Origin of the sequence: Pseudomonas sp. PONIH3 (genome assembly GCF_002934345.1) — a bacterium.
Lineage (GTDB): Bacteria > Pseudomonadota > Gammaproteobacteria > Pseudomonadales > Pseudomonadaceae > Aquipseudomonas > Aquipseudomonas soli.
Window position 1 is genome coordinate 3,437,520 of sequence record NZ_CP026386.1, and the last position, 12,612, is coordinate 3,450,131.

At 63.6% G+C, this 12,612-nt stretch carries 13 protein-coding genes; 5 read left to right on the forward strand and 8 right to left on the reverse strand.

The features are described 5' to 3' along the window. The first annotated feature begins 83 nt into the window (after positions 1–83). The gene (gene gshA, locus C3F42_RS15900; protein WP_177182918.1) at positions 84–1,661 is read left to right on the forward strand and encodes a glutamate--cysteine ligase; all 1,578 of its coding nucleotides are present in this window, start codon (positions 84–86) and stop codon (positions 1,659–1,661) included. Next, positions 1,661–2,287, forward strand: a complete 627-nt coding sequence (locus C3F42_RS15905) for a TetR/AcrR family transcriptional regulator (RefSeq protein ID WP_104444631.1) — start codon at positions 1,661–1,663, stop codon at positions 2,285–2,287. The genes gshA and C3F42_RS15905 overlap by 1 nt, the downstream gene beginning before the upstream one ends. A gap of 123 nt (positions 2,288–2,410) precedes the next feature. On the opposite strand, the gene C3F42_RS15910 is transcribed toward C3F42_RS15905, so the two are convergent. The 8 genes from C3F42_RS15910 to C3F42_RS15945 form a co-directional block, all read right to left on the reverse strand. Beyond that, positions 2,411–2,626: a molybdopterin-binding protein gene (locus tag C3F42_RS15910; protein WP_008095172.1), complete on the reverse strand. Its 216-nt coding sequence runs from the start codon at positions 2,624–2,626 to the stop codon at positions 2,411–2,413. 30 nt (positions 2,627–2,656) lie between these two features. Beyond that, a complete protein-coding gene (ssuB, locus tag C3F42_RS15915) occupies positions 2,657–3,469 on the reverse strand; it encodes an aliphatic sulfonates ABC transporter ATP-binding protein (RefSeq protein WP_038707158.1) in 813 nt (270 codons plus the stop codon). Then, positions 3,469–4,266: an aliphatic sulfonate ABC transporter permease SsuC gene (gene ssuC / locus C3F42_RS15920; RefSeq protein ID WP_094011605.1), complete on the reverse strand. Its 798-nt coding sequence runs from the start codon at positions 4,264–4,266 to the stop codon at positions 3,469–3,471. Before ssuC ends, ssuB begins: the two co-directional genes overlap by 1 nt. 11 nt (positions 4,267–4,277) lie before the next feature. Further along, on the reverse strand, positions 4,278–5,426 hold the full coding sequence (gene ssuD / locus C3F42_RS15925) for an FMNH2-dependent alkanesulfonate monooxygenase (RefSeq protein ID WP_094011606.1): 1,149 nt from the start codon (positions 5,424–5,426) through the stop codon (positions 4,278–4,280). A gap of 60 nt (positions 5,427–5,486) precedes the next feature. Next, complete coding sequence (locus C3F42_RS15930) at positions 5,487–6,452, reverse strand: sulfonate ABC transporter substrate-binding protein (RefSeq protein ID WP_104444632.1); 966 nt, start codon at positions 6,450–6,452, stop codon at positions 5,487–5,489. Between the two features lie 95 nt (positions 6,453–6,547). Continuing rightward, entirely contained in the window at positions 6,548–7,141 is a 594-nt protein-coding gene (gene ssuE / locus C3F42_RS15935; protein WP_104444633.1) for an NADPH-dependent FMN reductase, read from the reverse strand. 219 nt (positions 7,142–7,360) lie between these two features. Then, positions 7,361–7,999 carry a peroxiredoxin gene (locus C3F42_RS15940; RefSeq protein ID WP_046857522.1) on the reverse strand — a complete coding sequence of 213 codons (639 nt, stop codon included), beginning with the start codon at positions 7,997–7,999 and terminating at the stop codon, positions 7,361–7,363. A gap of 163 nt (positions 8,000–8,162) precedes the next feature. After that, on the reverse strand, positions 8,163–9,509 hold the full coding sequence (locus C3F42_RS15945) for an OprD family porin (RefSeq protein ID WP_094011609.1): 1,347 nt from the start codon (positions 9,507–9,509) through the stop codon (positions 8,163–8,165). A gap of 495 nt (positions 9,510–10,004) precedes the next feature. Between C3F42_RS15945 and tauA the strand changes: the two genes are divergently transcribed. From tauA to tauC, 3 genes are read left to right on the forward strand one after another with little or no spacing between them, the layout of a single operon-like run. Next, positions 10,005–10,976, forward strand: coding sequence for a taurine ABC transporter substrate-binding protein (tauA, locus tag C3F42_RS15950; RefSeq protein ID WP_094011610.1), 972 nt, complete (start codon positions 10,005–10,007; stop codon positions 10,974–10,976). A 13-nt stretch (positions 10,977–10,989) separates the two neighbouring features. Continuing rightward, the gene (gene tauB, locus C3F42_RS15955; RefSeq protein WP_038707154.1) at positions 10,990–11,769 is read left to right on the forward strand and encodes a taurine ABC transporter ATP-binding subunit; all 780 of its coding nucleotides are present in this window, start codon (positions 10,990–10,992) and stop codon (positions 11,767–11,769) included. Continuing rightward, entirely contained in the window at positions 11,766–12,605 is an 840-nt protein-coding gene (gene tauC / locus C3F42_RS15960; protein WP_038707153.1) for a taurine ABC transporter permease TauC, read from the forward strand. Before tauB ends, tauC begins: the two co-directional genes overlap by 4 nt. The last annotated feature ends 7 nt before the right edge of the window (positions 12,606–12,612 follow it).

A 12,612-nucleotide genomic window follows, 5' to 3' on the forward strand; every position in this document is an offset into this window, starting at 1 on the left:
ACGCCAGTTCCTTTCCCAACTACCCTTGTAGACCGTCATCTCTACCCCCATATTGGGGCGACTGACGCGTGAAGGAATCCATCTTGAGCGACCTCCTCAACCGCCGCCTGAGCCTGCTCGGCGACAATATCGACCTGCTCAAGCAGTGCCTGCACGGCATTGAGCGCGAATGCCTGCGCGTGACCAAAGAAGGTCGCCTGGCCCAGACCCCGCACCCCGAAGCACTGGGTTCGGCGCTGACCAACGAGCAGATCACCACCGACTATTCCGAGTCGCTGCTGGAGTTCATCACCCCAGCCCTGGCGGACCCTGCCAAGGTGCTCGAGAGCCTCGAACAGACCCACCGCTTCGTTTACAGCAAACTGGGCGACGAACTGCTTTGGAGCCCGTCGATGCCCTGCGCGCTGCCGGCCGAAGAAGACATTCCGATCGCCGAGTACGGCAGCTCGAACATCGGCAAGCTCAAGCACGTGTACCGCAAGGGCCTGGCCCTGCGTTACGGCCGCACCATGCAGTGCATCGCCGGCATCCATTACAACTTCTCGCTGCCCGAGACGCTGTGGCCGCTGTTGCGCGATGCCGAAGGCGGCGAGCAGGACGACCGCGACTACCAGTCCTCGGCCTATATCGCGCTGATCCGCAACTTCCGCCGCTACAGCTGGCTGCTGATGTACCTGTTCGGCGCGTCCCCGGCCCTGGACAAGGGCTTCCTGCGCGGCCGCCCGCACCAGCTCGAAGAACTCGACGCCGAAACACTGTACTTGCCCTACGCCACCAGCCTGCGCATGAGTGACCTGGGCTACCAGAGCAACGCCCAGGCGGGCCTCACGCCCTGCTACAACAACCTGGCCAGCTACACCGATAGCCTGCGCAAGGCCGTCGGCACGCCCTACCCGCCCTATGTCGAGGTCGGCACGCACGTCGATGGCGAGTGGGTGCAGTTGAACACCAACATCCTGCAGATCGAGAACGAGTACTACTCGAACATTCGCCCCAAACGCGTCACCTACACCGGCGAGCGGCCAATCCAGGCCCTGACCTCGCGTGGCGTGCAATACGTGGAAGTACGCTGCCTGGACATCAACCCGTTCCTGCCAGTGGGCATCGACCTGACCGAAGCCCGTTTCCTCGACGCCTTCCTGCTGTTCTGCGCCCTCGAAGAGAGCCCGCAACTGGACAACGGCGAGTGCGGCCAGTGCACCGACAACTTCCTCACCGTGGTCAAGGAAGGTCGGCGCCCGGGCCTGGAGCTGCGCCGTGACGGCCAGCCGGTCGCATTGAAGGAATGGGCAAGCGAACTGATCGAGCGGATCGGCCAGCTGGCCGGGCTGCTCGACCGTGCCAAGGGTGGCAATGACCACGCCAAGGCCCTGGAAGCACAGCAGGCCAAGGTCGACGATCCCGAGCTGACGCCATCGGCGCAGGTGCTGGCGCGCATGACCGAACATGACGAGAGCTTTGTCCAGTTCTCCCTACGCCAGAGCCGCCTGCACGCCGAGAGCTTCCGCGAGCAGCCACTGACCAGCGCGCAGCAACAGGCCTTCGAAACCCTTGCTCGCGAGTCGATCGCCAAGCAGTCCGAGCTGGAACAGGAAGAGGTCGGTGACTTCGACCTGTTCGTCGGCGCCTACCAGGCCAGCATCCTGGCAATCAGCAACTGATGAACCGCACCGCCACCCCGCGCAAGCCACGCGCCAGCAGCCAGGCCAGGATCGAAGCGATCCTCGCCGCGGCACGCGAGCTGCTGGCAGGCCAAGGGGTGGCGGGGTTGTCGATCTACAGCGTGGCGGAACGGGCGCAGATCCCGCCATCGTCGGTGTATCACTTCTTCGCCAGCGTGCCGGCCTTGCTGGAGGCGCTGACCGCCGATGTGCACCGGGCTTTTCGCGAGGCCCTGAGCGCACCGATCGACAGCACGGCGTTCAGCACCTGGCCTGGCCTGTCGCGCCTGATCGAGCAGCGCATGCTCGACATCTACAACGAGGACGCCGCGGCGCGGCAGCTGATCCTCGCCCAGCATGGTTTGAGCGAAGTGGTCCAGGCTGATCGCCAGCATGATCTGGAACTGGGCGAGTTGATGCACCAGCTGTTCGACCGACATTTTCAGTTGCCAGCGATGCCGAGGGAGGTGCACGTGTTCGCCCTGGCGATGGAACTGAGCGACCGGGTGTATGCCCGCTCGATGCAGCTGCATGAGACGATCACGCCACGCATGGCGGAGGAAGGGATGCGCGTGTTCGAGGCGTATCTGGGGCTGTATCTGCCGCCTTATCTGGCCAAACGCTGATTCGGCGTGGGAGCGGCGGTGCGCCGATGCGACTTGCCCCGCGATAGCGTCAAGTCAGGCAACGTAGATGTGTCGACTGACGCCATCGCGGGGCAAGCCCGCTCCCTCGCAAGACACCGGAAATCAGAGCTTGGCGATGGACACCTCGGTCGATTTCACGAAGGCGATCACCTCGCTGCCTACCTGCAACTCGAGCTCCTTCACGGAACGGGTGGTAATCACCGAAGTGACGATGCCAGAGGCGGTCTGCACGTCGATTTCAGAGAGTACCGGGCCTTCGAGGATTTCCTTCACGGTGCCTTTGAACTGGTTGCGAACGTTGATGGCTTTGATGGTCATGGCGTCATTCCTTTTTGCGGTTTCGGGGATTCAATGAGCCCAACGCAACTGCGTGGGCAACGGGGCGACAGGTTCCGGATCGGGCGGCGTGCCCGGGACGGAGAGAACACGGTTGAGCACTTCGCTTTCCAGCGCCGCCAGGCGGTGCGAACCCCGCACTCGAGGTCGCGGCAGGTCGATGACCAGGTCCAGGCCGACGGCGCCGTCTTCGATCAGGATCACCCGGTCGGCCACGGCGACGGCTTCGCTGACGTCGTGGGTGACCAGCAGCACGGTGAAACCGTGCTGGCGCCACAGGCGCTCGATCAGTTGCTGCATCTCGATACGGGTCAGGGCGTCCAGCGCGCCCAAGGGCTCATCCAGCAGCAGCAGACGCGGCTGATGAATGAGCGCCCGGGCCAGGGCCACCCGCTGTTTCTGGCCACCGGACAAGGCCGCCGGCCACTCATTGGCGCGATCGACCAGGCCGACCGCCTCCAGGGCTTCCAGGGCGCGTGGCCGCCAGTTGCCGGACAACCCCAGGCCGACGTTGTCGATCACCTTCTTCCAGGGCAGCAGGCGCGCGTCCTGGAACATCAGCCGGGTATCCTCGCGGGCCTCGGCAAGCGCCGCGGCGCCCGCCAGCAATTGGCCGCCGCTGGGCTGGTCGAGCCCGGCCAGCAGGCGCAGCAAGGTGCTTTTACCGCAACCACTGCGACCAACGATGGCGACGAACTGGCCAGCCGGAATGTGCAGATCGATCCCGCGCAGCACTTCGCGCTGGCCGAACGTACGACGCAGGTCCCTGGCCGCCAGGGGGATGCCACGCAGCAGGCGTGGCGGTTGTGCCTTGAGCACCGTCATCACGCGCCCTCCTTCTTCGCCACCTGGTACGCCGGGTGCCAACGCAGCCACACACGCTCCAGGCCACGGGCGGCCAGGTCGGCCAGCTTGCCGAGCACCGCGTACAGGACAATGGCCAGCACCACCACGTCGGTCTGCAGGAACTCACGGGCGTTCATCGCCAGGTAGCCGATGCCCGAGTTGGCCGAAATGGTCTCGGCGACGATCAGTGTCAGCCACATGAAACCCAGGGCGAAGCGCACGCCGACCAGGATCGAGGGCAGCGCCCCCGGCAGGATCACCTGGCGGAACAGCGCGAAGCCCGACAGCCCGTAGCTGCGCGCCATCTCCACCAGCGCCGGATCGACGTTGCGGATCCCGTGATAGGTGTTCAGGTAGATGGGGAACAGCGTCCCCAGGGCCACCAGGAAAATCTTTGCCGACTCGTCGATGCCGAACCACAGGATCACCAGCGGGATCAGCGCCAGGTGCGGCACGTTGCGGATCATCTGCACCGAACTGTCGAGCAGGCGCTCGCCCCAGTTCGACAGGCCTGTGATGAAACCGAGCAACAGGCCGAGACTGCCGCCGATCACGAAGCCCAGGCCGGCACGCCAGCCGCTGATGGCCAGGTGGGTCCAGATCTGGCCACTGCGCACCAGCTCGACGCCAGCACTGACCACCGCGCTCGGCGCCGGCAGGATGCGGGTCGACAGCCAGCCTGCGCTGACCGACAACTGCCATACCGCCAGCAGCAGGATCGGCAGGGCCCAGGGCGCCAGGCGCTTGGACCAGGTGGTGGTGGATGCACGACTCATGGCCCCGGCCCTCAGCTCTGCGACACGGATTTGGGCAGGATGTCGTTGGCGACCATTTCACCGAACGGGCTTACGTAGCCACCGGTTTTCGGCTGCTCCGGGCGCTGCACGTCCAGATGCGGGAACAGCAGCTCGGCGACGCGGTACGACTCTTCGAGGTGTGGATAGCCCGAGAAGATGAAGGTATCGATGCCAAGATCGGCGTATTCCTTGACCCGCGCCGCGACGGTCGGGCCATCGCCCACCAGCGCGGTGCCGGCGCCACCACGTACCAGGCCGACACCGGCCCACAGGTTCGGCGCCACTTCGAGGTTGTCGCGCTTGCCACCGTGCAGCGCGGCCATGCGCTGCTGACCGACCGAGTCGAAGCGCGCCAGCGACGCCTGGGCGCGGGCGATGGTGTCGTCGTCCAGGTGCGAGATCAGCCTGTCGGCGGCGGCCCAGGCCTCCTCGTTGGTTTCTCGCACAATCACGTGCAAGCGAATGCCGAAGCGCACCTCACGGCCCTGGGCGGCCGCTTTCTCACGTACCGCAGCAATCTTCTCGGCCACCGCGGCCGGCGGCTCGCCCCAGGTCAGGTACAGCTCGACCTGTTCGGCGGCCAGGTCCTGGGCAGCGTCAGACGAGCCACCGAAGTACAGCGGCGGGCGCGGCTGCTGGATCGGCGGGTAGAGCAGCTTGGCGCCTTTGACCTGGATGTGCTTGCCGTCGTAGTCGACCGTTTCGCCTTCGAGCACCTTGCGCCAGATACGGGTGAATTCCACCGACGCCTCATAGCGTTCCTGGTGGTTCAGGTGCAGGCCATCACCGGCCAGTTCGTCCGGATCGCCACCGGTCACCAGGTTGAACAATGCACGGCCGTTGGACAGACGATCCAGGGTCGCGGCCTGACGGGCTGCGACGGTCGGCGAGATGATCCCCGGGCGCAGGGCCACCAGGAACTTCAGGCGCTCGGTCACCGGGATCAGCGACGCCGCCACCAGCCAGGAGTCCTCGCAGGAACGTCCGGTGGGGATCAGCACGCCGCCGAAGCCCAGGCGGTCGGCGGCCTGGGCGATCTGGCTCAGGTAACCGTGGTCGACGGCGCGGGCGCCTTCGCTGGTGCCCAGGTACTTGCCGTCACCATGGGTAGGGAGGAACCAGAAAATGTTAAGGCTCATTGGAGTTGTCTCCTCAAGGGTGGCTCATGCCGGGGCGACGCCCCGGCGCAGGCGAAACGTTCAAGGCGCACTGGCGACCTTGGCCGGGGGTGTCCAGATCACGTCCTTGATGCTCAAGGGCTTGGGAATCAGCTTCAGGGCCTGGAAGGTGTCGGCAATCTTCTGCTGTGCGGCGATCACTTCCGGGGTCAGCGGCGCGGCTCCGTAGCCTTGGCGCTTGACCGAAGTCAGGGTGATGTCGGCAGGCAGGCCGAGCAGCGGCGCAACCTGGTCGGTGACCTGATGCGGATTGGCCTGGGACCATTCGCCCACGGCGCGCACTTCTTCAACCAGGGTGTTGATCACCGCCGGGTGCTGGGTCGCATAGCTGCGGGTGGCGAGGTAGAACTGGTGATTGTCGACCAGATCCTTGCCGTCACGCAGGGTGCGTGCCTGCAGCTGTTGCTCGGCGGCGGCCTGGTACGGATCCCAGATCACCCAGGCATCGACACTGCCGCGCTCGAAGGCGGCGCGGGCATCGGCCGGGGGCAGGTAGACGGGCTGGATATCGGTGTACTTGAGACCGGCGTCTTCCAGGGCACGCACCAGCAGGTAATGCACGTTGGAACCCTTGTTGAGGGCGACTTTCCTGCCCTTGAGTTCCTTCACCGACTGGATCGTCGACCCCTTCGGCACCAGGATCGCCTCGCTGTGCGGAGCTGGCGGCTCATAGGCGACGTAGAGCAGATCGGCGCCCGCGGCCTGGGCAAACACCGGCGGCGTTTCGCCGGTCACGCCGAAGTCGATGGAGCCGACGTTGAGCCCTTCGAGCAGCTGTGGACCGCCGGGGAACTCGGTCCATTGCACGTCGATGCCCTGCTCCTTCAGGCGCTTTTCCAGCGAGCCCTTGGCCTTGAGCAGCACCAGGGTGCCGTATTTCTGGTAACCGATACGCAGGCTCTCGGCCTGGGCTTGGCTGATGGCGCCGAAGGACACAGCCGCCGCGAACAGGGCGACCAGACCACGACGCAAGAAGACTGTGCGCATGGCGCTCTCCTGTGCGAGTTGGGTTCGGGTAGCACCTGCTTGCCTCGTTGACGGGCGAGTAAGGTGGGGACAGCGATAGAGCGGTCAAGCCTGGTTCAGATACTCCAGCGGGCACTGATCAGGCGTTCGTTGAGCACGCCGGGGGCGACAGGTTGGGGCCGGCGCGCCATGGCGCTGTGGAACGTTTCCAGCGAATCCTGCAGGCGCTGCTCCAGGGCAGCGGCCAGTTGCGCGGGCCTGGCGCCCTCGCCGTAGGCAATCTGGCTGTCGTCGGCGAAGATCCCTTGCAGGGTCTCCTGCGCCTTGAGGGCCGACAGCACGGGCTTGAGCGCGTAGTCCACGGCCAGCATGTGGGCGATGCTGCCACCGGTTGCGATCGGCAACACCACCTTGTGTTCCAGGGCCCGCTCGGGCAGCAGGTCGAGCAAGGTCTTCAAGGCCCCGGCGAAGGACGCCTTGTACACCGGGGTGGCCACCACCAGGCCGTCGGCCTGGGCTACAAGTTCGTTGAAGTGGCGCACCTGCGGGCTGTCGAAACGGGCATGCAGCAGATCTTCGGCGGGAAACTCACGCACCTGGAAGGTCACCACTTCGACGCCCCGCTCTTGCAGCCAGTCGCGCGAGCGTTCTAGCAGCACGCCGGAGCGTGAACGAAGACTGGGGCTACCACCGACAGAGACAACCAGCATTGAAAGCGCTTCCTTCGATTCGATTGCAGGGCCGCGAGGGGTTGTCCCCGCTGGATGTAACGACATTAACAGCTCGTCACATATACCTATAAATCATATTTTTTCATTTGTTTATTCCATTTATGAATTTATGATTTGTTGTAGCCACGCAATAAAAAAGGGCCGTCGAAACGGCCCGAAGATCCCTGCTTGGCTAAGAGCAATGCAACGAGGAATGCCTCAACGATTGGGTTGCGGGGTCAGCCGCAGATAGGGTTTAACCGCCCGATATCCTTTCGGGAAACGACGTTTGATTTCATCTTCGTCCTTGAGCGAAGGCACGATCACTACCTCATCGCCGTCCTGCCAGTTGCCCGGCGTGGCGACCTTGTAGTTGTCGGTCAGCTGCAGCGAATCGATCACCCGCAGGATCTCGTTGAAGTTGCGCCCGGTACTGGCCGGATAGGTAATGGTCAGGCGCACCTTCTTGTTCGGGTCGATGACGAACAGCGAGCGCACGGTCAGGGTGTCGCTGGCATTGGGGTGGATCAGGTCGTACAGGTCGGAGACCTTGCGGTCGGCATCGGCGATGATCGGGAAGTTGACCACGGTGTTCTGGGTCTCGTTGATATCGTCGATCCACTTGTGGTGCGAGTCCACCGGGTCCACCGACAGGGCGATGGCCTTGACCCCGCGCTTGGCGAAATCATCCTTGAGCTTGGCGGTCAGGCCCAGCTCGGTGGTGCACACCGGGGTGAAGTCGGCCGGGTGGGAGAACAGCACGCCCCAGCTGTCGCCCAGCCATTCGTGGAAACGGATCTTGCCGGCGCTGGAATCCTGTTCGAAATCGGGGGCGATATCGCCGAGTTTGAGGCTCATGGAAGCGGCTCCTGTGCTGTGTCTGGCCTTGTGGGTTCAATGTGCCTGCTTCCGAATAAAAATAAAAAGAATAAATATCGATTTATTTATAACCAGATCGCATACGGAATCGCAGACACAAAAAGCCTCGCACAAGGCGAGGCTTTCTTTGTGCAGCTACGACTTACATGAAGGCGTAAGTGTAGTTGACGATGAAGCGAGTCTGGTCCTGGTCTTTGGTGTATTCAGTGTTGCCGGCAGGACCGTTGGTCCCGCGGTAAACACCTTGACGCAGGCTGAAGCCCAGTCCCTTCAGAGTACCTTCCTGGATCACGTAGTCGACACGCGCGTCCCGCTCCCACTCGCTGTAGGAACCGTTGCCCGAAGCGTTGCGAACGTCGGTACCGCGCAGATATGCAACGGACGCCTTCAAGCCTGGCACGCCAAGACGAGCGAAATCGTACGAGTACTGGCCGAAGGTAGTGTTTTCACCTGCACGAGCGAACTGGTTGATCATGCTGTCGGTGAACAGGTAGAAGCTAGCACCGCCCGCGCCTTCCGGACGGCCATTGCCATCGCGCACGCTACCCTGGTTCAGCCAGACGAACGCACCGTCATCGCTGACCTGCTGGTGACCGAGCATGAGTGCATGGCCGCCCAGAGTATAGGTGAACATCGCCGACCAGGTTTTGTTGTCAACTTCACCGACATGCTTGGCATAACCGTTGTTGTTGTTGAAGTTGTAGCCGCCACCACTGCCGTTCCGGCCGTCGCTGCTGCTGTCAAAGTAGCGCAGGTCGGTCTTGAATGACTGGTCGTCCGAGATCTTGAAGACGTGAGTCGCACCCAGGAAGTGCTGTTTGTAGAAGTCTTCCAGGTTCGAGTAGTAGTACTGCAGGGTCAGGTCTGGAGTGAGCTTGTAGTCCAGGCCGCCGTAGCGGAACTTGTTGCTGTCAGCGGTAGCACCGTTGACCGACAGGCCGGTGCGGTTGCTCGAAGCACGACCCATGGCGTGGGTCAGTTGACCGGCGTTGACAGTCAGATTGTCGATTTCCTTCGAGGTGATGGTTGCACCTTCAAAGGTTTGCGGCAGCAGGCGACCGTCGTTGGAGACCAGGATCGGCAACATTGGCGCCAAGGCGCTACCGAAGTGAGCTTCAGTTTTGGAGAAGCGGGCTTTGGCGTTGGCGCCAAGACGAGCCCATTGGGCCGCTGCCGAACCGTTGGTCTCACTCGGGAAGAAGGAGCTGTTGTCAGGGTGCTTGCCTTTGCCACCGTCGAGGTGAATACCCCACAGCGCCTGAGCGTCCACACCGAAGCCTACGGTACCTTCGGTGAAACCAGAAATGTAGTCGAGCTTGAAGCCCTGACCCGATTCACGGTTGTCCGCACCGACTTCACGGTTATCGTTGTTGAAGTACATGGTGCGCGAGCTCAGGGACAGCTTGCTGTCCTCGACGAAACCTGCAGCGCCTGCTTGTTGGGCGAGAACCCCCAGTGCCACGGCCAGGGCCAGGCTGGACTTGTACATGTTTTGCTCCTCTACGTTCTAATTTTTGTGCGTCTCAAGCGGCGGAGTCTGCTGCCCCACTCACCCGGATTGGCGATTTAGCCCTAAAGCGTGACCGCCAAGTCAATCGCTAACGATCGATTCGCGACTTTGGTCTAATCCGTCGATCTGCGCTACAGGATAATGACAATCCTATAAATCCAAAATGACCGTTTTATGAATCTGTAAGATTTTTACGGAATAACATCGGAACCATTCCTGCAAATCGTTGTATCGACGCCGTCAATCATACCTTTAGGTTATGTGCAAACGTTTGCAGGCGTGACGACCGCCCCGTCGAAACCGATCAAGCCTAGCTGGCTTGGCAGATTCCGCCACCAGTACCGCCGCCCCACAGGGCCGTGGGTCAGAGCGATTGGCTTTTAAGCTAATTCTAAAAAGTTATTTATTTCATATTTCTTAGATCATCTAGTCTTCTCGCCATCTATCCCAGAATGCCTGACGAGAGGTTCAACCATGATCCCGCATGCTCCGCTGCGCCTGTTCGCCGCCCTGACCCTCACCAGTGCCAGCTGGCTGGCCCAGGCCGCCGACCTGACCGTTGCCTACCAGACCACCGTCGACCCGGCAAAGGTGGCCCAGGTCGATGGCACCTATGAAAAGGACAGCAAGGCCAGCATCGACTGGCGCAAGTTCGACAACGGCGCCGACGTGATCACCGCTGTCGCCTCGGGCGACGTGCAGATCGGCTACCTCGGCTCCAGCCCGCTGGCCGCCGCCGCCACCCGCAAATTGCCTGTGGAAACCTTCCTGATCGCCACCCAGATCGGCGCCGGCGAAGCCCTGGTCGCCCGCGACAGCATCAAGACCCCGCAGGACCTGGTGGGCAAGAAAGTCGCCGTGCCGTTCGTTTCCACCGGCCACTACAGCCTGTTGGCCGCGCTGAAGAGCTGGAACATCGACCCGTCGAAAGTGCAGATCCTCAACCTCGCGCCACCAGCGATCATCGCCGCCTGGAAACGCGGCGACATCGACGCCACCTACGTCTGGGACCCAGCCCTGGGCGTGGCCAAGGAGAACGGCAAGGTACTGATCACCTCCGGCGAGCTTGCCGAGAAAGGCGCGCCGACCTTCGACGCCTGGATCGTGCGCAAGGACTTCGCTGCCAAGCACCCGGAGATCGTCAAGTCGTTCGCCAAGGTCACCCTCGACGCCTATGCCGACTACCGCAAGGACCCGCAAGCCTGGCTGGCCGACAAAGACAACGTCGCCAAGCTGGTCAAGCTGTCTGGCGCCAAGCCCGCCGATATCCCGGTGCTGCTGCAGGGCAACGTCTATCCACTGGCCGCCGACCAGGCCAGCGCACTCGGCGCACCGACCACCCAGGCGCTGACCGACACCGCCACCTTCCTCAAGCAGCAGGGCAAGGTCGATGCCGTGCTGCCGGACTACGCGCCCTACGTCAGCGCCCAGTACCTGCCCAACTGATCTGGAGCCCGTCATGGCCTTGCTCGAGCTGGAGCGCATCAGCGCACAGTACCCCGGCGCCCCCACCCCGGTGCTGGCCGATATCAACCTGAGCCTGGGTCCGCGCCAGTTGCTGGTGGCCCTCGGGCCTTCAGGCAGCGGCAAGACCTCGCTGCTCAACCTGATCGCCGGCTTCGTCGCCCCCAGCGGCGGGCGCATCACCCTCGATGGCGCACCGGTGCAAGGCCCGGGGGCCGAGCGCGGCGTGGTGTTCCAGGACGACGCCCTGCTGCCCTGGCAGGACGTGCTCGGCAACGTCGCCTTCGGCCTGGAGCTGGCAGGCGTACCGCGTGCACAGCGTGAAGCCAAGGCACGAGAGATGCTGGCACTGGTAGACCTGGCCGGCTTCGGCGAGCGGCGCGTATGGCAATTGTCCGGTGGGCAGAAGCAGCGCGTGGGCCTTGCCCGGGCGCTGGCGGCCGACCCGCGAGTGCTGTTGATGGACGAACCGTTCGGCGCCCTCGATGCCTTTACCCGCGAACAGATGCAGGAGCTGCTGCTGCAGGTCTGGCAGCGCACCGCCAAGCCAGTGTTCCTGATCACCCACGACATTGAGGAAGCGGTGTTCCTCGCCACCGAGCTGGTGCTCCTGGCGCCCAATCCGGGACGGGTGGTCGAGCGCCTGCAACTGGACTTCGGCCAGCGCTACGCCGCTGGCGAGTCGGCGCGGGCGATCAAGTCCGATCCACGCTTCATCGAGACCCGCGAGCACGTGCTGGCGCGGGTGTTCTCGCAACGTCAGGAGTCCGCATGAGCAGTATCGAATTGCCAGCCACCGCCAAGCGGCCCCCCCGGACGCCACCTGTCGTGAAAACCCGCAAGCCCTTACCGACCCGCTGGATCAGCGCCCTCACCCTGGCCTCGCTGCTGTTGGTGTGGTGGCTGGTTACCGCCGCCGGCTGGATCGAGCCGCTGTTCCTGCCCTCGCCCGCCGATATCCTGGCCAAGGGCTGGACGCTGCTCACCCAGGGCTACATGGACGCCAGCCTGTGGCAGCACCTGGGCGCGAGCCTGGGGCGCATCGGCCTGGCGCTGCTTGCCGCCACCCTGACCGCCATCCCGGTGGGCATCGCCATCGGCTACAACCGCGTGGCCCGCGGCGTTCTCGACCCGCTGATCGAGTTCTACCGGCCGATTCCGCCGCTGGCTTACCTGCCGCTGATCGTCATCTGGTGCGGCATAGGCGAGCTGTCGAAAGTGCTTTTGATCTACCTGGCGATCTTCGCCCCGATTGCCATCGCCACCGCCACCGGCGTGCGCACCGTCGACCCGGCCAAGTTGCGCGCCGCGCAGTCGCTGGGCGCCAGCAAAATCCAACTGATCCGCCACGTGATCCTGCCTAGCGCACTGCCCGACATCCTCACCGGCATCCGCATCGGCCTCGGCGTGGGCTGGTCGACGCTGGTCGCCGCCGAACTGATCGCCGCCACCAGTGGCCTGGGCTTCATGGTGCAGTCCGCCGCGCAGTTCCTGGTCACCGATGTGGTGGTCCTGGGGATCCTGCTGATTGCCCTGATCGCCTTCGCCCTTGAGATGGGCCTGCGCGCCCTGCAGCGCAAGCTGGTGCCCTGGCACGGCCAGAGCCATTGATCCCCAA